At 66.4% G+C, this 24,602-nt stretch carries 24 protein-coding genes; 12 read left to right on the top strand and 12 right to left on the bottom strand.

The annotated features are described in order from the left end of the window. Window positions 1-98 precede the first annotated feature (98 nt). Both AC1DF4_RS07910 and AC1DF4_RS07905 read left to right on the top strand, forming a co-directional pair. Complete coding sequence (locus AC1DF4_RS07910; RefSeq protein ID WP_476912364.1) at window positions 99-1,235, top strand: AAA family ATPase; 1,137 nt, start codon at window positions 99-101, stop codon at window positions 1,233-1,235. A 194-nt stretch (window positions 1,236-1,429) separates the two neighbouring features. Beyond that, a complete protein-coding gene (locus AC1DF4_RS07905; RefSeq protein ID WP_476912363.1) occupies window positions 1,430-2,287 on the top strand; it encodes a hypothetical protein in 858 nt (285 codons plus the stop codon). Window positions 2,288-2,613: 326 nt separating this feature from the next. Here the strand turns inward: AC1DF4_RS07905 and AC1DF4_RS07900 are convergent, their stop codons facing one another. The 3 genes from AC1DF4_RS07900 to AC1DF4_RS07890 form a co-directional block, all read right to left on the bottom strand. Further along, complete coding sequence (locus tag AC1DF4_RS07900; RefSeq protein WP_476912362.1) at window positions 2,614-3,795, bottom strand: MFS transporter; 1,182 nt, start codon at window positions 3,793-3,795, stop codon at window positions 2,614-2,616. Window positions 3,796-3,950: 155 nt separating this feature from the next. Then, entirely contained in the window at window positions 3,951-6,131 is a 2,181-nt protein-coding gene (locus AC1DF4_RS07895; RefSeq protein ID WP_476912361.1) for an elongation factor G-like protein EF-G2, read from the bottom strand. A gap of 158 nt (window positions 6,132-6,289) precedes the next feature. Next, window positions 6,290-6,766, bottom strand: a complete 477-nt coding sequence (locus tag AC1DF4_RS07890) for a VOC family protein (RefSeq protein WP_476912360.1) — start codon at window positions 6,764-6,766, stop codon at window positions 6,290-6,292. A 151-nt stretch (window positions 6,767-6,917) separates the two neighbouring features. Between AC1DF4_RS07890 and AC1DF4_RS07885 the strand changes: the two genes are divergently transcribed. The 3 genes from AC1DF4_RS07885 (at window position 6,918) to AC1DF4_RS07875 (ending at window position 8,412) form a co-directional block, all read left to right on the top strand. Continuing rightward, on the top strand, window positions 6,918-7,553 hold the full coding sequence (locus AC1DF4_RS07885) for a LysE family translocator (protein WP_476912359.1): 636 nt from the start codon (window positions 6,918-6,920) through the stop codon (window positions 7,551-7,553). Between the two features lie 37 nt (window positions 7,554-7,590). Next, complete coding sequence (locus AC1DF4_RS07880; RefSeq protein WP_476912358.1) at window positions 7,591-8,031, top strand: DUF3054 domain-containing protein; 441 nt, start codon at window positions 7,591-7,593, stop codon at window positions 8,029-8,031. Between the two features lie 99 nt (window positions 8,032-8,130). Next, the gene (locus AC1DF4_RS07875) at window positions 8,131-8,412 is read left to right on the top strand and encodes an Lrp/AsnC family transcriptional regulator (RefSeq protein ID WP_224046551.1); all 282 of its coding nucleotides are present in this window, start codon (window positions 8,131-8,133) and stop codon (window positions 8,410-8,412) included. Between the two features lie 62 nt (window positions 8,413-8,474). Here AC1DF4_RS07875 and trpD read toward each other — a convergent pair whose 3' ends face one another. Further along, on the bottom strand, window positions 8,475-9,533 hold the full coding sequence (trpD, locus tag AC1DF4_RS07870) for an anthranilate phosphoribosyltransferase (protein WP_476912357.1): 1,059 nt from the start codon (window positions 9,531-9,533) through the stop codon (window positions 8,475-8,477). A gap of 112 nt (window positions 9,534-9,645) precedes the next feature. On the opposite strand from trpD, the gene ctaE reads away from it, so the two are divergent. The 4 genes from ctaE (at window position 9,646) to qcrB (ending at window position 14,020) form a co-directional block, all read left to right on the top strand. After that, complete coding sequence (gene ctaE, locus AC1DF4_RS07865) at window positions 9,646-10,320, top strand: aa3-type cytochrome oxidase subunit III (RefSeq protein ID WP_476912356.1); 675 nt, start codon at window positions 9,646-9,648, stop codon at window positions 10,318-10,320. Between the two features lie 86 nt (window positions 10,321-10,406). Continuing rightward, complete coding sequence (gene qcrC / locus AC1DF4_RS07860) at window positions 10,407-11,192, top strand: cytochrome bc1 complex diheme cytochrome c subunit (protein WP_476912355.1); 786 nt, start codon at window positions 10,407-10,409, stop codon at window positions 11,190-11,192. 100 nt (window positions 11,193-11,292) lie between these two features. Beyond that, a complete protein-coding gene (gene qcrA, locus AC1DF4_RS07855) occupies window positions 11,293-12,363 on the top strand; it encodes a cytochrome bc1 complex Rieske iron-sulfur subunit (RefSeq protein ID WP_476912354.1) in 1,071 nt (356 codons plus the stop codon). Next, window positions 12,341-14,020, top strand: a complete 1,680-nt coding sequence (gene qcrB / locus AC1DF4_RS07850; RefSeq protein ID WP_476912353.1) for a cytochrome bc1 complex cytochrome b subunit — start codon at window positions 12,341-12,343, stop codon at window positions 14,018-14,020. The genes qcrA and qcrB overlap by 23 nt, the downstream gene beginning before the upstream one ends. Window positions 14,021-14,091: 71 nt before the next feature. Here the strand turns inward: qcrB and AC1DF4_RS07845 are convergent, their stop codons facing one another. Then, a complete protein-coding gene (locus tag AC1DF4_RS07845) occupies window positions 14,092-14,859 on the bottom strand; it encodes a GntR family transcriptional regulator (RefSeq protein ID WP_476912524.1) in 768 nt (255 codons plus the stop codon). Window positions 14,860-15,047: 188 nt separating this feature from the next. On the opposite strand from AC1DF4_RS07845, the gene AC1DF4_RS07840 reads away from it, so the two are divergent. Then, a complete protein-coding gene (locus tag AC1DF4_RS07840) occupies window positions 15,048-15,341 on the top strand; it encodes an HPr family phosphocarrier protein (protein ID WP_476912352.1) in 294 nt (97 codons plus the stop codon). Between the two features lie 210 nt (window positions 15,342-15,551). On the opposite strand, the gene AC1DF4_RS07835 is transcribed toward AC1DF4_RS07840, so the two are convergent. The 5 genes from AC1DF4_RS07835 to AC1DF4_RS07815 form a co-directional block, all read right to left on the bottom strand. Continuing rightward, entirely contained in the window at window positions 15,552-15,953 is a 402-nt protein-coding gene (locus AC1DF4_RS07835) for a cytochrome c oxidase subunit 4 (RefSeq protein ID WP_476912351.1), read from the bottom strand. Next, window positions 15,953-17,722, bottom strand: a complete 1,770-nt coding sequence (gene ctaD, locus AC1DF4_RS07830; RefSeq protein ID WP_476912350.1) for an aa3-type cytochrome oxidase subunit I — start codon at window positions 17,720-17,722, stop codon at window positions 15,953-15,955. Before ctaD ends, AC1DF4_RS07835 begins: the two co-directional genes overlap by 1 nt. Further along, complete coding sequence (gene ctaC / locus AC1DF4_RS07825; RefSeq protein WP_476912349.1) at window positions 17,688-18,560, bottom strand: aa3-type cytochrome oxidase subunit II; 873 nt, start codon at window positions 18,558-18,560, stop codon at window positions 17,688-17,690. The genes ctaD and ctaC overlap by 35 nt, the downstream gene beginning before the upstream one ends. Window positions 18,561-18,759: 199 nt before the next feature. Then, window positions 18,760-19,149, bottom strand: a complete 390-nt coding sequence (locus AC1DF4_RS07820) for a HesB/IscA family protein (protein WP_476912348.1) — start codon at window positions 19,147-19,149, stop codon at window positions 18,760-18,762. 173 nt (window positions 19,150-19,322) lie between these two features. Beyond that, window positions 19,323-20,753: a M20/M25/M40 family metallo-hydrolase gene (locus AC1DF4_RS07815; protein ID WP_476912347.1), complete on the bottom strand. Its 1,431-nt coding sequence runs from the start codon at window positions 20,751-20,753 to the stop codon at window positions 19,323-19,325. A 113-nt stretch (window positions 20,754-20,866) separates the two neighbouring features. Here AC1DF4_RS07815 and AC1DF4_RS07810 point away from each other — a divergent pair, with 113 nt between their 5' ends. After that, window positions 20,867-21,463 (top strand): DUF3043 domain-containing protein, encoded by a 597-nt coding sequence (locus AC1DF4_RS07810; RefSeq protein WP_476912346.1) that lies wholly within the window; start codon window positions 20,867-20,869, stop codon window positions 21,461-21,463. A 105-nt stretch (window positions 21,464-21,568) separates the two neighbouring features. Here the strand turns inward: AC1DF4_RS07810 and AC1DF4_RS07805 are convergent, their stop codons facing one another. Continuing rightward, window positions 21,569-22,642 (bottom strand): quinone-dependent dihydroorotate dehydrogenase, encoded by a 1,074-nt coding sequence (locus tag AC1DF4_RS07805; RefSeq protein WP_476912345.1) that lies wholly within the window; start codon window positions 22,640-22,642, stop codon window positions 21,569-21,571. A 68-nt stretch (window positions 22,643-22,710) separates the two neighbouring features. Between AC1DF4_RS07805 and AC1DF4_RS07800 the strand changes: the two genes are divergently transcribed. Further along, the gene (locus AC1DF4_RS07800; RefSeq protein WP_476912344.1) at window positions 22,711-23,727 is read left to right on the top strand and encodes an alpha/beta fold hydrolase; all 1,017 of its coding nucleotides are present in this window, start codon (window positions 22,711-22,713) and stop codon (window positions 23,725-23,727) included. Window positions 23,728-23,764: 37 nt separating this feature from the next. Here AC1DF4_RS07800 and AC1DF4_RS07795 read toward each other — a convergent pair whose 3' ends face one another. Then, entirely contained in the window at window positions 23,765-24,601 is an 837-nt protein-coding gene (locus AC1DF4_RS07795) for an isoprenyl transferase (protein WP_476912343.1), read from the bottom strand. Window position 24,602 lies beyond the last annotated feature (1 nt).

Raw genomic sequence — 24,602 nt, 5'->3', positions numbered from 1 at the left:
AACAGCAGAGGCTCATCCGGTTGCAGAATCCGCAGAATGGGACAGGGCGCTATGCGCTCCCCCGGACCGGACCCTGGCCGCAACTGATATAGGCTGGTTTGAGTTTCACCAGTTTCACTGGTTTCACCCAGTTTCACCCAGGAGGCCCCGTACTAAACCCTTTCAAACCGACGGCCGGTGCCACGCCGCCGGACCTGATCGGGCGCGCCGGGCTGTTGGACGAATTCGAGTACGGCCTCCGCCAGGGCTCGGGCGCCCCGGGACTTCTCACCATCATCACCGGAGCCAGAGGCATCGGCAAGACCGTCATGTTGAGCGCCGCGGAAGAAATCGCAGGGAATCATGGCTGGGCAGTAATCTCCCGGACGGCCAACCCCGGGTTCCTCGCCAGGATCGGCGACGACATGCTCCGCCTGCTCGATGAGCTCGGTGACGGCCCGCCCACCCGGAAGATCACCGCCTTCTCCGCCGCGGGGTTCGGGCTGACAACCCAGCTCCCCCGGGAGCGCGTTCCCGACTGGCGTCGGACCGGAGAGGAACTGCTGGGGCTGCTCCAGGCAAAAAATACAGGCCTGGTCATCACCATTGACGAGATCCACGCCGTCGATCGGGCGGAAATCTCCCAGCTGGCCTCGGACGTGCAGCACTTCATCCGTCAAGGGCTGCCCGTCGGCCTGATCTTCGCCGGACTCCCCTCCGCCGTGTCTGATCTGCTCAACGAAGGAGTCGCGACCTTCCTCCGCCGGGCCGACAGGATAAACCTTCACGAGGCGGCCATCACCGAAGTCACTGCGTCATACCGGGAGCTTTTCAGTCGGAGCGGCATCGAAGTCTCCCCCGCCCACATCGCAGAAGCCGCGGAAGCCACGGAAGGTTACCCCTTCCTCATTCAGCTCGTCGGCTACTACCTCTGGATGGAAGCCGACAAGGCGGGTTGGAGCCTAAACGAGGGCAATGTCCAGATGGCCATCACCGCCTCTCAACGACGCAACTCGCTGGTTGTTGTTGAGTCCGCGTTGTCGGACATCTCTGAGAAGGACCGTGCCTTCCTTGACGCCATGGCCGGGCAGGACGGCCCTTCGACCGCCGCCCAGATCGGCCAGGCCATCGGGTCGAAACCCAATGTGGTGTCGAAGTACCGCAACAGGCTCATCGCCGCCGGACTGATCGAATCAGCGGGGTACGGGAAGGTTGACTTCGCCATTCCCGGCCTGCGCCAGCACCTCCGAAGCTGATGGTGCAGGGGCCGCCTCTCCCAGCGCCTATCGGCGACTCCCCCGACAGTCGGACCCAAAAGGGGGCCCGGATGACCCTACGAGGCTGTGGCGCCCTGCTGCCGCCGCGGGGTCGAGGATGTGAGGGCCGCTGGTCTGGCGGGCGCCTGTCCTTGGGGCCACAATGAGTGCACCGGGTCGGGGGGTGATGTGGCGTGACGCTGATGATCATGGTTTCGTGCACTCTCCTGCTGATTATCGGCGCGGGGCTGGTCATTGCCTTTGGAGGCCGCCCTGTGCGAACCCCGGAGGCCCTTGCCCGGCCTGCCTCCGGATCGGAGACCCCGGCTTCCGCGCTCCTTCGCTACCTGTGGGGAGCAAACGTGGCGACCGTCGCCGCTGTCGCGTCCGCGTTCCTCGTTGCCTGGCCCGGCGGAAGGCTCGTGATGCGCCTCCTGGCCCTTACATCACCGGCGTCGGCACAGGGAAGGCTTACCGAGGCTCAAGCAGTCGTTGGAATTCCCTCGTTCGAGGGCACGATGGCTTTGTTGATTTTCGCCGGCCTCCCGGCGGGCTTCGCAGCAGCATTCATCTACATGCTGCTACGCCAGTGGCTCCCTGCCGGCCGGTGGGCGGGCCCGACGTTGGGTGTACTTCTTCTCCTGACCTTCGGAGCTTCCGTGGATCCGTTGCGGCCGGACAATATTGACTTCGACATTGTCGAGCCTGGGTGGCTGGCGGTCGCCCTGTTCGCAGCCCTCGCCGTGTTCCACGGTGCGCTCGTCGCTGCAGTTGCCGGCGCGGTCAGCGACCGTCTTCAGCCCCTGGCCAGAAAAACCTGGAAATCCTATCTGCCATTGGTGGCGGCGGTTCTGTTCCCGCCCGCCGGGCTCGTGCTCGGATTCGGCGCGTTGCTCGTGATGGCCTGGGCGAAGATCATTCAGCCCCGCCTGGAGGGCAGTTCGCGTCAGCCGCGGGCTGTCCTCCAAGCGGGGCGCGGCATTCTTCTCCTGGCGTCGCTGGCCGTGTTGCCGATGTTTGTCGGCGCGGTGACCTCAATCGCGTCACGGTGAGCCGGTCAGGAACCACGCGCGTTTCGAGATCACCCGAAATCCCCGACCCCGGAGGCTGCTTGCCTGCGACGACGGCGGCCGGCCGGGCCCTAAGCCAGTGCTCGGCGGCGCCCATGACCCGGGTAGCCACCGCCCAGTAGGCGATGCCGACCACAAGGGAAGCTGCGACCGCCAGTCCCTTGCTGGCCTGATCGAACAGTGGATACACGAGCCAGTGCGTGACGTAGGCGTAGAGCGAGGCGCTGGACAGGAGTCCCATGATCCCGTCGCTTCTGCCCGGGACGGTTTCATGCGGTTATGAGCCTCCGCCGCAGGAGCGGGCCGCGCTAGCTGCTGTTCACAACCTTCACGCCGGATTCTGGGCGGTCACGCACACCCAGTTTAGTGAGAGCGCGTGGGCCCAGGACGGAACCGCTGGCGATGATACCGGCGAAGATTAGGCATGACAGCTGCCACGATCCACCCTCGTACAGCAGGCCCGCCACCAGCGCACCGGCAGCAGCGCCGAGCATCTCTGAGGTGGTCAGGAAGCTCATTCCGCGGCCCACCCGGTGCCCGTTCACTTCGGCGACGACCGCCCGCTGGATCGGCAGCAGGATCGCCCACGCGGCGCTCGTCAGAACCCAGAGCGCGGCGATCACGAGGGGACTTGGAGTGAACGCGAGTCCGGCCGCAGTCAGGGCCGATGCGACGGACGCGATGACATAGCCAGTCCGCCTGCCGCGGCGTTCGACGAACCGGTGCAGCACGCGCGGCATGGCCGTGAGCACCACGCCGCCGGGCAGGTAGATAAGGGCAATCTGGTAGACCTCGAGCCCCAGCTCCCTTTGCAGGTGGAGCAGCAGTAGCAGCGACACGCCGGCCTCGGCCACGGCGGTCACCAGCGCGACGAACAGCAGCGGGGCGAGGCGCCGTCCATCGCCCCGGATCCCGCCCGGCGGCTGTTCCTGCGGCGGCGGCAGGAACTTTGGCACGCGGACCAGCAGGACCGCCGCGGCGGTACAGGCAACGGCGAGGATCCCGAAGACTCCGCCGAAGCCGACCAGCGGCAGCAGGACCATGGCTGGAATCCAGAAGAACCACGATCCGAGCGCTTCGGATGACAGCAGTCCGGCCAGGGAGCCCGAGTCACGCTCGAGGTCCTCGGCCGCGATCGCCCGGACGGCGATCCAAAAGAACGCCCCGCCCGCGCCGCCCACGACGGCGGCGGCGAAGGCGAGCGGAAGCGATGTCGCGAGGGCGTAACCGAGGCAGCTCACCGCATACAGCAGCGCACCGGCCCCCGCCACCGTCGTTCGCGCCCGCGTGTCGACCAGCCACCCCGAAACCGGACGTACAATCACCGAAATGACGAGCTCGACGGCGACGAGCGCGCCGATCGCGCTGGGCGCAAGGCCGAGCTCGATGCCGCCCCACAACGGGATCAGGAAATCCAGGATTTCGGCCGACCCCCCGATCAGGGTCGCGGCAGTGCCCGCCGCCCGCCGCCGGTTCGGTTGTATGCGCATTCGCCGATCCTAGGGGAAGAATTGCGAATTACCCTCGCGATTCGGTCCGCCGGCCGCGTCCCAACAGCCGCCGGGACAACGGGAGCCGAGCCGCTGACGCAGGTTCGCGGCGGCAGCAATCGCGGCGGTGGAAATGGAACCGCGGGAATCCTTGCTCAGTCTTTCGCGGCCGCACGGGCGGCGGCCGGCGGCACGGGTTCGTGGCGCAAATAGTTCCGGCTGAACCGGCCGCTCCCCGCGGTCAGGGCGCGCAGCTCGATGGCGTAGCGGAGAAGCTCCTGGTCCGGAACTTCGGCGCTGATTTCTGTCAGGTCTCCCCCGGCGGACGTGGTTCCGGTCAGGCGTGCCCGGCGCGACGACAGATCGCTCATCACCGCGCCCACGTGCTCATCCGAAACGCTGATGGTCGCGGCCGAGACGGGTTCCAGCAGCTGGATCCGGCCGGCCGCGGCCGCTTCCCGCAGGGCCAGCGCCCCGGCGGCCTGGAAGGCCGCGTCCGAGGAATCCACGCTGTGCGCCTTGCCGCCGAGCAGGGTCACCCGGATGTCCACCACCGGGAAGCCAGCGGATACCCCCTTCTGCATCTGCGCCCGTACGCCTTTCTCCACCGAGCTGATGAAGGGCCCCGGAATCACGCCGCCCACGGTCTTGTCCACGAATTCGAAGCCGGCCCCACGATCCAGCGGTTCAACCTCGATGTCGCAGACGGCGTATTGCCCGTGGCCTCCGGACTGTTTGACGTGCCGGCCGCGGCCCGTTGCGGGAGCAGAAAACGTTTCGCGCAGCGGGGTGACAACGTCCACGGTCTGCAGGTTGACGCCCTGCTCGCGCAGCCTGCCCAGAACCACGTCCGCGTGCGCCTCGCCCATGCACCAGAGGATCAGCTGGTGCGTCTCGGCGTTCCGTTGCACGCGGAGCGCCGGATCTCCGGCCGCTACCTTGCCCAGGCTCCGGGCCAGGACATCCTCATCACCGTGGGAAGCCGCCTCGATGGCAACCGGCAGCAGCGGCTCCGGCATCTCCCACGGCTGGATCAGCAGCGGAAAATCCTTGGCCGAAACGGTATCCCCGGTCTCGGCCGGCCCGAGTTTCGTCAGGGCGCAGATGTCCCCCGCCACGCTGAACGGCACCGGCCGCAGGCTCGACCCCAGCGGCGAATACAGATGGGAGATGCGCTCATCGCTGTCGTGATCGGCATGGCCCCGGTCCGCCAGGCCGTGCCCGGCCACGTGGACGGCCGTGTCTTCGCGCAGCGTGCCGGAAAAGAGGCGGACCAGGCAGACCCGGCCCAGGAACGGGTCGGTGGTGGTGCGCACCACCTCGCCAAGCAGCGGCCCCGAGGGGTCGCAGTCCGGTGTGGCTGCGGGGCTGCCGTCCAGGAGGGTCACCGCCGGCCGTGCATGTTCGGTGGGCGGGGGAAACGCCCGCGTCACCACCTCCAGCAGTTCAGCCAGGCCGAGGCCGGTCTCGGCGGACGTGGCGACCACCGGATGGAACGACCCGCGCGCGACCGCCGTCTCCAAGTCACTGACCAGGACCTCCTGCGGGATTTCCTCGCCGCCAAGGTACCGGTCCATCAACGACTCATCCTCGCTTTCGGCGATGATCCCTTCGATCAGCGCGCCCCGCGCCGCCTCCGCGGCGACACGTTCGACGTCGTCCGTGTTGCGGTACGCGGGCGGCGCATCGCCGGCCGGCTGTTCCGACACGGTGCCCGAGAGCAGGCCCAACAGTCCGGTGACCTCCGCCCCCTTGGTGACCGGAAGGTAGAGCGGGAGCACCGCATCGCCGAACGCCTTCTGGCACCGCTCCAGGGCGGCATCAAAGTCCGCGCGGGGATGGTCCAGCCGGCTGATCACCACCGCCCGCGGCACTCCGACGCGCTGGCACTCCCCCCACAAGGCCGTCGTGGCAGCGTCAATGGCGTCCACCGCCGAGACAACAAACAACGCCGCGTCCGCCGCGCGCAGCCCGGCCCGCAGTTCGCCAACGAAGTCCGGGTACCCCGGCGTGTCGAGGAGGTTGACCTTGATGCCGCCGGCCATGACGGGCACCACGGAGAGGGCGACCGAGCGTTGCTGGTGGATCGCGGCCGGCTCCGAGTCACCGACGGTGGTGCCTTCTGTAATCGAGCCCTTCCGTGAAATCGCGCCGGTGGCGGCGAGCAGCGCCTCCGCCAGCATCGTCTTTCCGGATCCTGAGCGGCCAACCAGCGCCACGTTCCGGATCTGCTCCGGCTGTTCGGGCGGCAGGGCATCGGAGGAATCGGCCCGCCGGAGCTCGGACGTGCCCCGGGCAGCGGCCTTCGCCGGAACCTTTGCGTCCTTCGCAGGCATGGGACCCTCCTGGTCTGCATCCGTAGGCCGGCCGGGCCGCCGGCATCCGCTCAATGTAGGGCTGTCTATATGGATTGGACACCCTCGGGCGATCTGACGGCAAGATGCAAAGCCGGCCCCCGTAGCAGCGGTGTGAAAATCCGCGTCCGGTCTCCGGCTCAGCTTCCGTCGTAGGCCCTCTGCAGCGCGGCAATGTCGAGCTTCTGCATGCCCAGCATGGCCTGCATGGCGCGCTGGGAACCCTCCGGGTCCGGTCCTCCGATCAGCCCGCCCAGTGCGGACGGGACCACCTGCCACGAGACCCCGTATCTGTCCTTGAGCCACCCGCACTGGCTTTCGGTGCCGCCCGCGCCCAGTGCGGACCAGTAGCGGTCGACTTCCTCCTGGGAAGCGCAGTCGACGACAAAGGAGACCGACTCGTTGAAGGTGAAGGCCGGTCCCCCGTTCAACGCGGTAAACGTCCGCCCGTCAATTTCGAAGCGCACGGTGATCGCCTGGCCTGCCGGGCCCGGGCCGCCCTCGCCGTAGCGGGACACATCAAGCACCTTCCCGCCGTCGAAGACAGAGACGTAGAAGTCGGCAGCTTCCTCCGCCTGGTTGTCGAACCACAGGCAGGTGGTGATCTTTTCGGCCACGGCACTTCCTCTTTCGTTTGGCCCGTGCCGCTACGCGGTGTCTCAGGGGATCCGGCGGCATTGCGGGGTTTGTTGGCCCGAGCCTAGTCCGGCGGTCTATAGGGCACAACGGGTCCGGGCGCCCCGTTCCCGGGCGCGGTTATCATGGCGTATGACCATTGCCGACGCCCTCCTGCAGTTCGCCCTCGTTGCTGCCTTGCTGACTCTGGTCCCGGGTATGGATACCGTGCTGGTGCTGCGCACGGCCATCAGCCGCGGACACGCCCCGGCGTTCGCCACCGCGGCGGGCATCTGCGCAGGAACCGTGGCCTGGGGGCTGGCGGCCGCCATCGGCGCGTCGGCCCTGCTGGCCGCCTCGGCAACGGCGTTTACGGTACTCAAACTCGCCGGCGCCGGCTACATGGCCTGGCTGGGATTTTCCATGCTGGTCAAGAGCCTCCGCACGGGGGCGGCGCCCGCTGCCGTGCAGCCGGGCACGGCTTCGGGCGCTGTCCGGACAGACTGGCTCACCGGCCTGACCACCAGCCTGCTGAACCCCAAGGTCGGTGTCTTCTACATGGCGATGATTCCGCAGTTCATGCCGGCGGACGCCCCTGCCCTGCTCATGGGAACGCTCCTGCCTCTGGTCCACAATGCCGAGGCGATGGTCTGGTTCGCGGTCATCATCCTGGCCACCCACCACGCCCGGCGCTGGCTGCAGTCGCCCACGGCCGGCAAGGTGACGGACCGCATTGCCGGCGTCGTCCTGATCGGCTTCGCCGCGCGGATCGCGACGACGAAAGCCTGACCTGCGGTCTCCGGCCCGGCCCGGCTAGGCTTGGAGCATGCCTTCTTCCACGCCGCCGCTCCCCCGCCCCGCCGCGACCGGATCGGCTCCGGGGCCGGTGTCCAGACGGTCTGCCGTGTGGGCCGCCTGCGCCGACGCCGCCCTGATTCTCGTCTTCGCTGCGATCGGCCGCGACGCCCACCAGCGCGGGGAGGTCATCACCGGCGTGCTTTCCACGGCCTGGCCGTTCCTCACCGGCGCGGCGGTCTCCTGGCTGGCCCTGCGGATCTGGCGTTCACCCCTGGCCGTCTGGCCCTCCGGCGTCGGCGTCTGGCTCGGAACAGTCGCGGTGGGCATGCTGCTGCGTGCCGTCACCGGGCAGACTGTGGTCCTGCCGTTCGTTATCGTGGCCCTGCTCAGCCTGGGGCTCTTCCTGCTGGGATATCGCCTTCTGGCGGCGGTCATCCGGCGGCGCAACACACGCCGCGACGCGGCCTGATGGACTAGGCTTGCAAGGACATGGCCAAGGCCCCCGGGAGTCCCGGCAGGGCGTTTTCACCGGCCGGCAACGGCGCAACAGATCCGGAAAGGTTCACACGTGGTCACCGCTTTCGTCCTGATTAAGACAGACGCTTCCCGCATCCCGGAGACCGCCGAAGAGATCTCCGCCATCCAGGGGATCAGCGAGGTCTACTCCGTCACCGGCGAATGGGATCTTATTGCGATTGCCCGGGTTCAGAAGCATGAGGATCTGGCGGACGCCATCGCAGACAAGCTCTCCAAGGTCCCCGGCGTTGTGCACACCACCACGCAGATCGCGTTCCGGGCCTATTCACAGCACGACCTCGACGCGGCATTCGCCCTCGGCTTCGAACAGTAGGGCGCGGCACCCAACCCGGCACGGTCGCGCCGGCCTGCATGCCGAGCGGCGGAGGGCCAGCGTCAGCTGCGCGAGAGCGCGACCCAGCGGTCCAGAACGGCGGCGGCGGCACCCGATTCGATTGACTCTTCCGCCCGCCGGAACGCGGCGGCCATCCGCTCGCTGAACGGACCGACGGCATCCAAGTCGAACGCCACGAGCCCGGCAGCGGCGTTCAGCAGGGCGGCATCGCGCGCGGAACCGCGGCCCCCGGCGAGAACAGAACGCACGACGGCGGCATTGGCCGCGGCGTCGCCGCCGCGCAGTTCCTCAAGGGTTGCCCGGCGGATGCCCAAATCGGCCGGGTCGAACATCTCTTCATTCACCGCACCGTTCCGGATTTCCCACACCCGGGACGGGCCGGTGGTGGTCAGTTCATCCAGACCGTCATTCCCCCGGAACACCAGCCCGCGGCTCCCGCGCTTGGCCAGCACGCCGGCCACCAGCGGGGCCATCCGCTCATTGGCCACGCCCACCGCCGAGGCCTGGACATGGGCGGGGTTGATCATTGGCCCCAGGAAGTTGAAGGCCGTCGGCACGCCGAGTTCGCGGCGGGCGACGGCGGCATGCCGCATTGAGGGGTGGAACACCTGGGCGAAGCAGAAGGTGATGCCTGCCTCTTCCGCGTTGAGGGCCACCCGCGGAATGGGAAGATCCAGCCGGACACCCAGGGCCTCCAGGACGTCGGCGGAACCGGAGGTGGAGGACGCAGCGCGGTTGCCGTGCTTAACCACCTTGGCGCCGGCCCCGGCCGCGATCAGCGCGGCCATGGTGGAAATGTTGACCGTGTTCTGCTGGTCGCCGCCGGTCCCGACGATGTCCAGCTTCTGCCCTGCTATATCAATAGGGCTGGCATTCGCGATCATCGCCTCGACCAGGCCCACGAGCTCGTCCACAGTCTCGCCCTTGGAACGCAGCGCCACCAGGAAACCGGCAACCTGGGCCGGCGTGGCCTCTCCGGACATGATCGAGTTCATCGCCCACTCGGTGTTGCCGGCGGTGAGATCCCTGCCGTCAATGAGTGCGCCGATGAGCCGCGGCCAGGTGTTGCCTGCCGCCTGTGCAGATGCCTGAGAAGTCACGTTCCGATGCTATCGAGCTACGCACCGCAAAGACCAATGTGAACGGGGCCGGGAACTTTTCCGCGCGAATTCGCGTCTTTGTAGAAAAAGTCCTCCGAAATGGCGGTTTGCGTTGGGCAGGAGGGAGTTTTATAGACATAATGTCTATGTGACATCTGCGACCCATGCCCCCAGTACCCCGGCGCACCCGACGCTGAATCGCCCGAACATGGTTTCTGTTGGAACCGTAGTCTGGCTGTCCAGTGAGTTGATGTTCTTCGCCGGTCTCTTCGCCATGTACTTCACACTCCGTTCGACTTCCGGACTGATGTGGGCCGAGGAGACAGCCAAGCTCAACTTCCCCTTTGCGCTCATCAACACGATCGTCCTCGTGGCAAGTTCCTTTACTTGCCAGATGGGCGTCTTCGCCGCTGAGCGGCTTCAGCCGCGCCGCAGCGGCAGCCGCCTCAGCTTCACCCGCTGGGGAATGAACGAATGGTTCACCCTGACTTTCATCATGGGTGCCTTCTTCGTGGCCGGCCAGGCGACTGAGTACGCCATGCTCGTTTCCGAGCATGTCTCACTCTCCTCCAACGCCTACGGTTCGGCGTTCTACATCACCACCGGCTTCCACGGCCTGCACGTTATCGGCGGCCTGGTTGCCTTCCTCCTCATCATGGGACGGTCCTTCGCAGCCAAGAAGTTCGGCCACTTCGAAGCAACCTCAGCGATTGTCACCTCGTACTACTGGCACTTCGTCGACGTCGTCTGGATCGGCCTCTTCCTGGTCATCTACGTCCTCAAGTAGCAAGACTTGACTCTTTTTCTACAAGAGGCAGAATTTCAAGAAGCGGCTCACGGAGCCCACGCACGATCGAATAAAGGAACCACCACGTGAAGGCACTCTCGCAGAAGCGACGTCACCCACTGGCAGCAATTGCACTGCTGCTGATGGGCCTCCTGGTCACTGGTGGGCTGTACGCCGTTGCCACCACTGTCAACCAGGCCAAAGCCACCACCACCTTCAGCGCCAGTGACGCAGAGGAGGGCGGCAAGCTCTTCGAGGCCAACTGCGCCACCTGCCACGGCATGGGCGCCAGCGGGACCAAAGACGGCCCCTCCCTCGTCGGCGTCGGCGCTGCCGCCGTTGACTTCCAGGTCGGCACCGGCCGCATGCCCATGCAGATGAACGCCCCGCAGGCCCCCAAGAAGCCCGCACAGTTCAACGATGAGCAGACCCACCAGCTCTCCGCCTATGTCGCTTCGCTTGGCCCGGGCCCGTCCATCCCCGAGGCACACGTCCTCGACGGCCAGGGCGACGCCGCCAACGGTGGCGAACTGTTCCGCGTGAACTGCGCCATGTGCCACAACGCCGCCGCTGCCGGCGGTGCGCTGACCCGGGGCAAGTTCGCTCCGGCCTTGGGCGACGTGTCCAGCAAGCACATCTACGAAGCAATGGTCACCGGCCCGCAGAACATGCCGGTCTTCAGCGACGCCAACGTCGGCCCCGAGGGCAAGCGCGACATCATCACGTTCCTGAAGCAGATTGAAGCCAACGGTTCACCCGGCGGCGCGGACCTGGGTTCCCTGGGCCCGGTCTCTGAAGGCCTGTTCGTCTGGATCGCCGGTCTGGGCGTCATCATCGCCTTCACCATCTGGCTGACGTCCCGGACGTCCTAGCCCACTGTTTGCACTGTAAGAATTTTCTGCTGGCTTGTCAGCAGTTTGAATTGAAAGCTAACCCGGCACTTGCCGGGACGAGAGAGGGATGAGGCGAATTATGGGCAACCATAGTGACGGCAGTCCGAACCACTCGGGCACCGTAGCTACGGCTGGTCAGAATGAGGTGGAGAAGTTCCAGGATCCTGGAATTCCCCCGCATCGTTTGCGCCTGGCTGACACGGACCCGAAGGCCGCAAAGCGAGCAGAACGGCAGGTAGCCCTTCTTTTCGGGAGCTCGGTCGTTGGCACCCTGATCTTCCTGGTGGCGTATTTCGCCATCGATCTGGGAGATGACACCGCCATCGCAACCATCCGGCTGCAGAACGCGCTGCTGGGTATCGGCACCGCCTTTGCCATGCTGGGCATCGGCACCGGAATCGTGCACTGGGCCAAGGCCCTCATGCCGGACCATGAAGTCTCGGAAGAGCGTCATGCCATCCGCACCGAGGACGACCGCCAGGCTGCTGTCCGGATTGTCGACGACATCGTCGAGGAAACCGGCATCAAGCGCCGCCCGCTGATCCGCAACACCCTGCTGGGCGCCGTTGCACTGGCTCCCCTGCCGGCCCTCGCGGTGTTCGGTGACCTGGGTCCGCGTCCTGACAACGCACTGGCCCACACCATGTGGGCACCCCAGGACGGCAAGCTCAAGCGGCTCACGCGTGACCCCGACGGCACCCCCATCAAGGCCGCCGACGTGACCATCGGCTCCGCTTTCCACGTCATCCCGGAGGGTCTGAACGAACTCCACGAAGGCAAGCTGAATGAAAAGGCCAAGTCCGTTGTCCTGCTCATGCGCCTGAACCCGGAGGAGCTCCACCCTTCTCCCGGCCGCGCGGACTGGGCCTACAACGGCATTGTTGCCTACTCCAAGATCTGCACCCACGTTGGTTGCCCTGTTGCCCTCTACGAGCAGCAGACCCACCACCTGCTGTGCCCGTGCCACCAGTCGACCTTCGACCTCACGCAGGAATGCAAGGTTATCTTTGGCCCGGCCAGCCGGCCCCTCCCCCAGTTGCCCATCGCAGTTGACTCCGAGGGCTACCTGGTCGCCACCAGCGACTTCCATGAACCCGTTGGACCTAGCTACTGGGAGCGTGAGCAGCATGTCCTCATCCCAAACAAGTAATGCCCCCACCTTCGTCCCCAAGACCACAGGCGGCCGCATCACAAACTTCGTTGACGAGCGCGTCGGCGGATCAGGGATCCTGCGTGAATTTGGCCGCAAGGTCTTCCCGGACCACTGGTCCTTCATGTTCGGCGAAGTTGCCCTGTACTCCTTCGTCATCCTGCTGCTCTCGGGCACCTTCCTGACGTTCTTCTTCGATCCCTCGATGGCGGAGACGCACTACCAGGGTTCCTACACTCCGCTGAAGAACGTCGAAATGTCGGTGGCTTACAGCTCCTCGCTGGACATCTCCTTCGATGTCCGCGGCGGCCTGTTCATGCGCCAGGTCCACCACTGGTCCGCGCTGCTCTTCGTGGCCTCGGTGTCCGTGCACATGCTGCGCGTGTTCTTCACCGGCGCCTTCCGCAAGCCGCGCGAAATGAACTGGGTGGTGGGCGGCGTGCTGCTCATCCTCTCGATGGCTGCCGGCTTCACCGGCTACTCCCTCCCCGATGATTTGCTCTCCGGCAACGGCCTGCGCATCATCGACGGCGTCATCAAGTCCATTCCAGTGGTCGGAACGTACATCTCGTTCTTCCTCTTCGGCGGAGAATTCCCCGGCACCGTCATCATCGGCCGCCTGTACATGCTCCACATCCTGTTGGTTCCGGCACTCATCCTCCTGATGATCGTCCTGCACCTCTTTATGGTGGTCGTGCACAAGCACACCCAGTACCCCGGCCCGGGACGCAACGACGGCAACGTCGTCGGCTACCCCCTGGGCCCGGTTTACGCTGCGAAGGCCGGCGGATTCTTCTTCATCGTGTTCGGTGTCATCGCCATCATGGCGGGCTTCTTCACCATCAACCCGATCTGGAACTACGGCCCGTACGACCCCTCCCCCGTTTCGGCGGGCACCCAGCCTGACTGGTACATCGGTTTCGTGGACGGCGCACTCCGCCTCATGCCCGGCACCATCGGCAACTGGAGCGTCGAACAGGTCTGGTTCGGCCAGGTCTTCACGTTCAACGTCCTGCTCCCGGCCCTGGTGCCGGCGGGCATCATCTTCACCGTGCTGTTCATGTACCCGTGGATCGAACGCTGGATCACCAAGGACAACCGCGAGCACCACGTCCTCGACCGTCCGCGTAACGCTCCCACCCGTACCGCCATCGGCATGGCCGGCTTTGTCTGGTACTGCGTGATGTGGGCTGCGGCAGGTTCGGACCTCATTGCCACGCACTTCCACGTGTCACTGAACGACGTCACCTACTGGCTGCGTGCACTGTTCTTCGTCGGACCGGTCATCGCCTTCATTGTCACGAAGCGCGTTGCCCTGGCCCTCCAGCGCAAGGACCGCGAGATTGCCCTGCACGGCCGCGAAACCGGCCGCATCGTGCGACTTCCGCACGGCGAGTTCATCGAGGTCCACGCACCGCTGGACGAGTACAAGCGGTACAAGCTGGTTGGCTTCGAGTCGCCGTCGCCGCTTCCGGCGGAGCCGAACGCCAACGGCGTCGTGGACAAGAAGGAGAAGCGCCGCGCGCTGCTCTCCAAGTGGTTCTTTGAGGACCGGGTTGCCCCGGCAACGCCCGCGGAGCTCGCGGCGGCCCACGGGCACCACGGCGAACACGAGGCCATCGAGTCTGGCGAATCGCAGAAGACGCTCAGCCACTAACCGGCTGCAGTGAACACCAGAAAGGCCCGGTCCATCAGGACCGGGCCTTTTCTGCATCCCCCGCGTTGTTCTTACGGGCGGTATCCCGAGGCGTAGTTCCGCGTGGGGCGGACGCCGGGCCGCTGCAGGGGCACCCACAGCTTGTACCGGTCAGCCCGGTAGTAGGACACCGAGTAGTCCACCATGGCCCGCGCCACGAAGGCGTGGCGCTGGATCTTCAGGAGCGGCGACCCCACTTCAACGTTGAGCAGGCGGGCCGTCGACGGCGAGGCAGCCGTCGCCTCGATCATGTCCTCGCCCCACTCCATCACAAGCCCGAAGCGTTCGCTCAGGACGTTGTAGAGCGATGTTGGCGGTTCGCCGTCGAGCAGGCCGGGTACACGGTGCGCCGGGATGAAGTTCTCGTCCACGCTCATGGGTTCGTTATCTGCCAGCAGAAGGCGGCGGAACCGCACGAGGGGCGTCCCCTCCTCCAGTTGGAGTTCCCGGGCCAGGAATGCGCTGGCACCGATCTGCTCGAAGCTGAGGACCTTGGCCGCAGGAACCATGCCGCGGCGCTGCATTTCCTCGCTGTAGGAGGTCAGCTTCACTTGCAGGTCCAGTTTGGGTTTGCGCACAAAGGTGCCAAGGCCCACCACCCGCTCGATGACTTCCTCCCCGACGAGGGCATCGATGGCCTGACGCACTGTCATCCGGGCCAGGCCGAACCGTATGGCGAGATCCCGCTCCGAGGGCAGCGCCGATCCCGGCGGGCAGGCGCTCACAATGTGGGCCCTGATGATTTCCCTCAGCTGGATGTAGATGGGCGTACCGTTTTGCCGGTCAATCTCACCGGCCATGCGTGCTGCGTCAGAGGCGGCCACTGTGCCGCCTTCCGGAATGAGTCATACGTCAAGGTTAAGCCACCCGGGGCACAGGTCTAGACCACCCCGTCGTCGCGGTTCGCCCGGGACCACGCCCGCCGCTAGGCTTGAATGCGCCGGTCTCACCCCGGCACAAGAACCCGTTGAGAGACAAGGGAGCCCCGTTGCCAGTTCGGAACGCAATCGTCCAGGCCGCCATCGGACTGCACGCACGGCCTGCGGCGCTGTTCGTCCGGGCTGTGCATGAGACCGGGCTGCCCGTCACCATCAGCAAAGAGGGCAGACCGGGCGTGGATGCCCGCTCCCTGCTGGAAGTCATGACCGAGGACTTCCATTGTGGCTGTGTGGTTGAACTGGCTGTTGCCCCGGACGCCATCCCGGAGCGGTACAGCCCTGACGACGTCGAAAAGGCCCTTGAGGGGCTCAGCAACCTGCTGGAGTCAGCCCGGTCCCGCTGAGCGGCGTACAGGCCCTCCCAGGGCGCACTACGGGCACCGTAACGGCGCCCGCCCTCGCCCATGCCGGCGCGCTCCCGTAAAGGGGCCACTCCCCCACGGACGGCTCCACAACGGTGGACGGCAAGACAACAAACAACAACAACGACGGCGGGCCCCACCAGAAGGTGGGGCCCGCCGTCGTATATGACTTGGTGCGTGTCCTAACGGACGTTAGTGCGCGTGGTCTCCGCGGCTGTACTCGTACACCCAGCCGACCAAGGCGACGAGGGCGAGGCCGGCGGCGATGTAGACAATCCAGAAGCCAATGGCCATGCCCAGGAACCCGGCGGCGCTGGCCAGGCCAAGAACCAGCGGCCACCAGCTCCAGGGGCTGAAGTGGCCCTGCTCGCCGGCGCCCTCGTGGATCTCGGCATCACTGCGGTCCTCGGGACGCATCCCGACGCGCTTGCCGGTGAAGGCGAGGTAGGCGCCGATCATGCCGGCGAGGCCGCCGACCAGCAGCACCCCGAGGATGCCGACCCACTCGGACCAGTGGGTCAGGAAACCGTAGATAAGAGCCACCGGCACGAAGAAGAAGACTCCGAGCCCAAAAATCCTTGATTCGATCTTCACTAGGGGTTGTCCTTCTGGTCGGCGTTACCGAGGGCTTCTGCAACCGGGGCAGGAGAATCAACGGTGTATGTCTGGGAAAGTTCGGGGTGGTGCAGGTCCAGGGCAGGACGCTCCGAACGGATCCGCGGCAGCGAGGTGAAGTTGTGACGCGGCGGCGGGCACGAGGTTGCCCATTCGAGGGAGGCGCCGAAGCCCCACGGGTCATCCACTTCAACCCGCTCGTTGCTGCGCCACGTGATGTAGACGTTCCAGAAGAACGGGATCAGCGAGGCGCCCAGCAGGAACGAGGCGTAGGTGGAGAACTGGTTCATCCAGGTGAAGTTGTCCTGCGGCATGTAGTCCGCGTAGCGGCGGGGCATGCCCTCGACGCCGAGCCAGTGCTGGATGAGGAACGTGCCGTGGAAGCCGAGGAACAGCATCCAGAAGTGGATCTTGCCGAGGCGCTCGTTGAGCATCTTGCCGGTCCACTTCGGCCACCAGAAGTAGAAGCCTGCGAACATCGCGAACACCACGGTGCCGAAGACCACGTAGTGGAAGTGTGCCACCACGAAGTAGGAGTCGGAGACGTGGAAGTCCAGCGGCGGGGAGGCCAGGATGATGCCGGTCAGACCACCGAAGAGGAACGTCGCCAGGAAGCCGATGCTCCACAGCATGGGGGTTTCGAAGGTGATGGAGCCCCGCCACATGGTGCCGATCCAGTTGAAGAACTTCACACCGGTGGGAACCGCGATCAGCATCGTCATGAAGGAGAAGAACGGAAGCAGGACCGAGCCGGTGACGTACATGTGGTGGGCCCACACGGTCACGGACAGGGCGGCGATGGAGATGGTTGCGTAGACCAGGCCCTTGTAGCCGAAGATCGGCTTGCGGCTGAAGACCGGGAAGATCTCCGAGACGATGCCGAAGAACGGCAGGGCGATGATGTAGACCTCGGGGTGGCCGAAGAACCAGAACAGGTGCTGCCAGAGGACGGCGCCGCCGTTCTCCGGGTCGAAGATGTGGGCACCGAAGCGCCGGTCCGCGCCGAGGGCGAAGAGGGCTGCGGCCAGCGGCGGGAACGCCATCAGGACCAGGATTGCCGTCACGAGGATGTTCCAGGTGAAGATCGGCATCCGCCACATGGTCATGCCCGGGGCGCGCATGCAGATGATCGTGGTGATGAAGTTGACCGCACCGAGGATGGTGCCGAAGCCGGAGAGCGCAAGGCCGAAGACCCAGAGGTCACCGCCCACACCGGGGCTGAATGTCGTGTTGGACAGCGGCGCGTAGGCGAACCAGCCGAACGACGCCGCACCCTGCGGGGTGACGAAGCCGGACACGGCGATGGTGGAGCCGAAGAGGAAGAACCAGAACGCCAGTGCGTTCAGTCGCGGGAAGGCGACGTCGGGGGCGCCGATCTGCAGCGGCATGATGACGTTGGCGAAGCCGGCGAACAGCGGCGTCGCGAACATCAGCAGCATCACGGTGCCGTGCATGGTGAAGAGCTGGTTGTACTGCTCTTTGGTCTGCAGGATCTGCATGCCGGGCTCGAACAGCTCGGCGCGGATCAGCAGCGCCATTACGCCGCCGAAGCAGAAGAACACGAAGGACGCGATCAGGTACATGTACCCGATGGTCTTGTGGTCGGTGGAGGTGATCCAGTTGACGACAATGCGCCCCTTGGACTTCGGTACTACGGGAGCCTCAAGGATCCCGGAGGGCTGGGAATAGGTCGTAGCCACGTTCGCGCTCCCCTTACTTGTTCTCGGTCGGGGCCGGGTTGCGGTCATACTCTTCGCCGAGGAGACCGGTGTTGCCGTTCTGGCGGAGCTTTTCCAGGTGCGCCTGGAATTCGGCGTCGGAAACGACCTTTACGCGGAACAGCATTTCGGAGTGGTATTCGCCGCAGAGTTCGGCGCACTTGCCGTCGTAGGTCCCCTCCTTGGTGGGGGTGAACCTGATGTAGTTGGTCTTGCCGGGGATCATGTCGCGCTTCTGCAGGAAGGCGGGGACCCAGAAGGAGTGGATGACGTCGCGGGCGTTCAGCTCTACGTCAACCGACTTGTTGACCGGGAGGTACAGGGTGGGCAGCTTTTCCTTGTCCACTGCCTCGCCGGTGAGATGCGCCTGGACTCCGGCTTCGTGGACATCCTCGCGGATGACGTTGCCCTTTTTGTAGTTGAAGTCCCAGGCCCACTGCTTGCCGCGGACGTCGACGACGACGTCGGCCGGCTCGGCGCGGTTGTCGATCGCGTGCTGGTCGCGGTCGGTGAAGTAGAAGAACACCAGGACCATGAACAGCGGGATCGTCAGGTAGAAGACCTCGAGGGGCAGGTTGAAGCTGTTCTGCCGGGGGAAGCCGACGGTGCCCTTGCGGCGCCGGTAGGCGACCATGCACCAGATCAGCAGGCCCCAGGTAATGACACCGACAACCAGCGCGGCAATCCATGAGTTGACCCAGAGGTCCATGATGCGGTCAGTGTGGTTGGTGGTGCCGCGTTCAGTAGGCAGCCACCCTTTCTGTACCTCTGGTGAACATCCAGTCAAAGCCAACGCGCCGGCGAGTGCCAAGCCAGTGATCGTAGTGATCTGTTTGCGTCGGCTGCCGGTTCGGTTCTGCGAACTCACAGACGGCCCTTCCTACTTGTTGCTGTCGCCCGGGCCGCGATATAGCGGTCTGGGCACACGAAAAGTTTTACTACTCGGTGTAGAGCTTACCGCTCCCCGCGAGTTTTCGCCCACATGTCCGCGCCGTGCGTCGGGACCTTTTTGCCGGGTCCGCTCGTTATGGATCCTGCGGCACTAAGGCCGGGCAGATTGCCCGGCCTTAGTGGAAGGAATCACCGCATGCGCAGGAGCCGCCGGCGTTCGGATTGTCGATCGTGAAGCCCTGCTTGGAGATGGTGTCCTCGAAGTCGATGCTGGCGCCGCTGAGGTACGGGACGCTCATCTTGTCGACAACAACTTCAACACCGTCGTAGTCGCGGACGGCGTCTCCGTCGAGGAGCCTCTCGTCGAAGTAGAGCTGGTAGATCAGGCCGGAGCAACCGCCGGGCTGCACGGCCACGCGGAGGCGCAGATCGGTGCGGCCTTCCTGCTCGAGCAGGCTGCGGACCTTGCCGGCCGCGACGTCGGTCAGGTTGACCTCGTGCGTGGCCAGTTCCTCGCCCGCCGTGGCGGTGGCTTCGGTGCTGTTTTCATTGGTTGTAGTGCTCATGGCCTACCTTCTAACGACGGTGGTGGCGGCGCCGCTGCCGCGGCGCCCGCCCCTACTTGTACGGTACGGGCTATAGCTACATGCTACGTCGCTCAGCCGTGTAGCTCTAACTCCTGACGTAACCGTCCCTGCAGGCTGGGTGTTCCCCGGGAAGGGGGCCCGGACCGGCCGGCCTAACCCAGCCCCTCGTCATTCAGCCGGGCCAGCATCAGGGCCTCGGCGACGATGGCGTTCCGGAAGTCCCCCAGGTGCAGGGATTCGTTGGCGCTGTGCGCCCGGGAATCGGGATCCTCGACGCCGGTGACCAGGATCTGCACGTCGGGGTACAGCTCGGTCAGGTCGGCGATGAACGGAATGGAGCCGCCGATGCCGGTCTCCACGGCGGGCACGCCCCAGGCCTCGCCGAGCGCCCACATCGCGACGCCGGCGGCCTTGGAGGAGGTGTCCGTGAGGTAGGCGTTGCCGCTCTCCCCCGGGGTGAAGACCACGTGGGCGCCGAACGGGGCGTTGGCTTCCACATGCCTGCGGACGGCATCCATCGCTTCGGCCGGGTCCTGGCCGGGAGCGAGCCGCATGCTGAACTTCGCCCGTGCCCGGGGCAGGAGGGTGTTCGACGCGACGTCCACGGCGGGTGCATCGAAGCCGATGATCGACAGGGCCGGTTTGGTCCACATCCGCGAGGCGATCGTGCCGGTGCCGGCGAGCCGGACGCCGTCGAGCACGGATGCGTCGGCGCGGTATTCCTCTTCGGTGAGGTCCACGGTGGCGTCGTCCCGGCTGACCAGACCGGCGATCGCGACGTTGCCCTCGTCGTCGTGGAGGGTGGCGATGAGCCGGGACAGCAGGGTTGGCGCGTCGAGCACGGGGCCGCCGAACATGCCGGAGTGGACGGCGTGGTCCAGGACCTTGACCTCGATGGTGCCGTCGACCAGGCCGCGGAGGCTGGTGGTGAGCGCGGGGATGCCGACCTTCCAGTTGCTGGAGTCGGCCACGACGATCACATCGGCGCGCAGCAGCTCCTTGTGGGTTTCCAGGAAGGTGCGGAACGTCGGGGAGCCGGCTTCCTCCTCGCCTTCGAAGAAGAAGGTCACGCCGAGGCCGAGATCATCGCCCAGCACGCGGGTCACGGCCGCGTAGGCGGCGATGTGGGCCAGGATGCCGGCCTTGTCGTCGGCGGCGCCGCGGCCGTAGAGGCGGCCGTCGCGTTCGACGGCGGTGAACGGTTCGGTCTCCCACAGCGCCAGGTCTCCGGTGGGCTGCACATCGTGGTGCGCGTACAGCAGGATCGTCGGCTTGCCCTCGGCGGCGGGACGGCGTGCGACGACGGCGGGGCCGCCGGGCGTCCCGTCTTCCTTGTCGCAGCGCAGGATCTGGACCTCGTCGAAGCCGCTGGCACGCACCAGCCGGGCGACGGCGTCGGCGCTGGCATTCAGCGGGGCGGGGTCGAAGCTCGGCCAGGCGATGCCCGGGATGGCGACGAGCTCTTTCAACTGGGCGATCGTGGTGTCGAACGATTCGGTGACGGCCTGGCGGAGCGCCTCGGTGTCGACGATTCCGATCTGTCCGGTAACGGTTTGCGGGTTCCCCGCGCGTGATGAAGTCATGGCCAGAACACTACCCGTGTCGCGGATCACCCTAAACCTTGAAGTCTGACACGGCGGGTCATGCGCCGTGTGGGCTGGGTCTCGCGTGCGCCGCCCCGGGGTATTCTGTAGGGGTGTTTGGACGTAAAAAGGAAGCGCCATCGGCGCAGGACATAGTTGACCAGCAGGCGGCCGGGGCAACCCGCGACACTGCCCTCGGCAAGGGCGCGCCCACGCCCAAGCGCAGCGCCCAGGTGGCTGCCCGCAAGCGGCCGCTCGTACCGGAGGACCGCAAGGCCTCCAAGGCAGCAGAGCGCGCAGCGGTCCAGGAGCAGCGGCTGAAGATGCGGCAGGCCATGGACACCGGCGACGAGAAGTTCCTGCCGCTGCGGGACAAAGGACCGCAGAAGCGCTTCGCCCGTGACTATGTGGACGCCCGCTTCAGCCTCGGTGAGTACCTGATGTTCGGTGCCCTCATCTTCGTGGTCGTCTCACTCCTCGTCCCGGCGTCCAGCGAGCAGATGATCTACGTCCTGGGCGGCTTCTGGGTGATGTTCCTGGCCGTCTTCGTCGATGTCTTCATCCTCTCCCGGAAACTCCGGAAGCGCCTGACGGAGAAGTTCGGCGAAGTGGAGCGCGGCACCGTCTGGTACGGCTCCATGCGCTCCCTGCAGTTCCGCCGCCTGCGTCTTCCCAAGCCCCTCGTCAAGCGCGGCGAATACCCCGCCTGATTCCTCCGATCAACAACGAGCCCCCGGCAGCTGGACTGCCGGGGGCTTTGTCGTCCCTGGTGTTCGGGGCACGTCCCGGGACGAGGCCCGTGCGGGGCTGGCGGATTAGCGCCGGGACGGGTGCTTCGCGAGCAGCCGGTTGATGTGGGCAGCCCAGAACGGACCTTCGTAGAGGAACGCGGTGTAGCCCTGCACGAGCGTGGCGCCGGCGTCGAGCCGTTGCTGGACGTCCTGCGCGGTTTCCACGCCGCCCACCGAGACCAGTGCCAGCTTGCCGCCGGTTGCCGCCTTCAGCCGGGCCAGCACCTCCAGCGACCGCTGCTTCAGCGGGGCGCCCGAAAGCCCGCCGGCACCGCAGGCCGCCACCTTGTCCGGGGCGGAGCTGAGGCCGCTGCGGGCGATGGTGGTGTTGGTGGCGATGATTCCGTCCAGTTTCAGGTCCAGCGCGAGGCGCGCGACGTCGTCGATGTCCTCATTACTGAGGTCCGGCGCGATCTTGACCAGCAGCGGGACGTGGCGTCCGGAAGCCGCGTCCGCCGCCTCCCCCACTGCCGTCAGCAGCGGGCGGAGTGTTTCAACATCCTGGAGCAGCCGCAGGCCGGGGGTGTTCGGGGAGCTGACATTGACCACCAGGTAGTCCGCCGCGGGTGCCAGGCTGCGGGCGCTGATGAGGTAGTCGGCCACCGCGTCCTCAAGTTCCACCACCTTGCTCTTGCCGATGTTGACCCCGATCACCGGGCGGACGCCCGGGTGGCGGCGCTGCAGGGCCGCCCGGGCGGACTTCAGCCGGGGCGCCACGGCGGCGGCCCCGTCGTTGTTGAAGCCCATCCGGTTGATCACGGCCCGGTCCTCGACCAAGCGGAAGAGCCTCGGCGCGGGGTTTCCGGGCTGGGCCTGGCCGGTAATGGTCCCGACCTCCACATGGCCGAAGCCAAGTTCGGTCAGGGCCTCGATACCGTGGCCCTCCTTGTCGAAGCCGGCCGCCAGTCCGAACGGTGACGGAAACGTCAGGCCGAACGCCTGGGTCTGCAGGGACGCCGCGGGTGCGGCGAACTTCTGCAGCACCCTCCCGGCGCCGCAGGAGTGGATGAGCCGGATGGCCCTGAAGCCGATCTTATGGGCGCGTTCGGCGTCCATCCATGAGAAGGCCAGCCGGAAGAATGTTGGATATACGCGCATGGCTCTAGTTTTGCGGTTCCGGCGGTCCAGACCAAACCCGCCTCCGCGCCGGGCGCTAGCATGAAGCCATGACCAGCGAATGGGTACCCGATATCCTCGGCCCCGGCTTCGAAGCGTGCACCGTCCCGGCGTCGGGTCCCGACGGCGTTGAGCGGACAGCGACGCTGGTCCGGCACGTTCCCGCCGGAGCGGGTGCGGCCGGCGGAGCCGGTCTTGCCGGGGGCCGGCGGAGCCGGGCCGTCCTGTTCCTGCACGGCTGGAGCGACTACTTCTTCAACGAGGAACTGGCAGAGTTCTGGGCCGGCCAGGGCTTTGCGTTCTTCGCCCTGGACATGCACAACCACGGGCGGAGCCTCCAGGCCGGCGGGCACGGCGGCTATGTTGCCGACCTTGACGATTACGACGCCGAGATCACCGGGGCGATTGGCATCATCGCCTCCCTGCACCCCGGGGCCGAAGACCCTCCGACGGTGGCGCTGATGGGGCACTCCACCGGCGGGCTCATAGCCGCACTGTGGGCCAGCCGGCATACCGGGATGGTCTCGCAGCTGATCCTAGACAGCCCCTGGCTGGAAATGCACGGCAGCCCGGCCGTGCGTCGCGCGGCGCGGACCATGGTGGAGCCGCTTGCGCGGTTCTGGCCCGAGGCCGTCATCCGGCTGCCCGAACGTGGCTTTTACTGGCGCAGCGTCAGCAGCGCCGCGGAGGGCGAATGGACGCTGGATGACAACTACCGCCCGCCGCGGGCGTTCCCCGTCCGGGCCGGCTGGCTCAGCGCGGTCCTCAGCGGGCAGTCGCGGGTGGCGCGGGGACTGAACATCGACGTGCCCATCCTCGTCCTGATTTCCGGGGCCAGCGCCACCGGAATGTTCTGGAAGGAATCCATGCGCCGCACCGACGCGGTCCTGGACGTGAACACCATCGCCCTGCGCGCCCTCAGCCTCGGCCGCACCGTCACGCTGGAACGGATCGACGGCGCCCTGCACGATGTGTTCCTGTCCGCCCCGCGGGTCCGTGCCGACGCCTATGCCCGGCTGGCCCGATGGCTCCGCGCGTATGTCCTGGACGACGGCGGCACCGCCTGAGCGCGGCTCGTTTGGCGGTCCGTTAGACGGCTCCCGGTCAGGCCGGGCCGGCGGGGGCGGCGGGAGCGGCGTCCACCGCACCGCCGTAGCGGCGGTCCCGCTGCGCATAGATCTCGACGGCGTCCCACAGGGTGCGCCGGTCCACGTCGGGCCACAGTGTGTCCAGGAAGACGAACTCGGCGTAGGCCGACTGCCAGAGCATGAAGTTGGACAGCCGCTGCTCGCCGGAGCTGCGCAGGAACAGGTCGACGTCGGGCAGGTCCGGCTCGTCGAGGTATTTCTGGATCGTCTTCTCGGTGATGGCGCCCGGCTTGAGCCGGCCGGCGGCCACCTCTTCCGCGATCGCGGACACCGCGTCGGCGATTTCGGCGCGGCCCCCGTAGTTAACACACATGTTCAGGGTGCAGGTGCTGTTGCCGCGGGTGAAGTCCTCGGCTTCCTCCAGTTCCCGGATCACCGATCCCCACAGCCTCGGCCGCCGGCCGGACCAGCGGATCCGGACACCCCACTCATCGAGCTGGTTGCGCTGCCGACGTAGCACGTCCTTGTTAAATCCCATCAGGAAGCGCACTTCCTCGGGCGAACGGCGCCAGTTCTCCGTGGAGAAGGCGTAGACACTCACGTGCTCGATGCCGAGCTCGATCGCGCCCGCCATCACGTCCAGCAGGGCGGGCTCCCCCGCTTTGTGGCCCTCGATCCGGGGCAGGCCGCGCTGGTTGGCCCAGCGGCCGTTGCCGTCCATCACGATCGCGACGTGCCGCGGTATGAACTCCGCCGGGATGGCCGGCGGCACGGCACCGGAGGGGTGCGGGTAAGGGCCCACCACGGGGGTGCTCCGCTGCCGGACCGGATTCTTCTTTTTACCCAACGCCACA

The organism is Arthrobacter sp. 05N429 (genome assembly GCF_056397045.1).
Note: the sequence above shows the minus strand (reverse complement) of the source record. Positions and strands in the feature narration are given on the sequence as shown.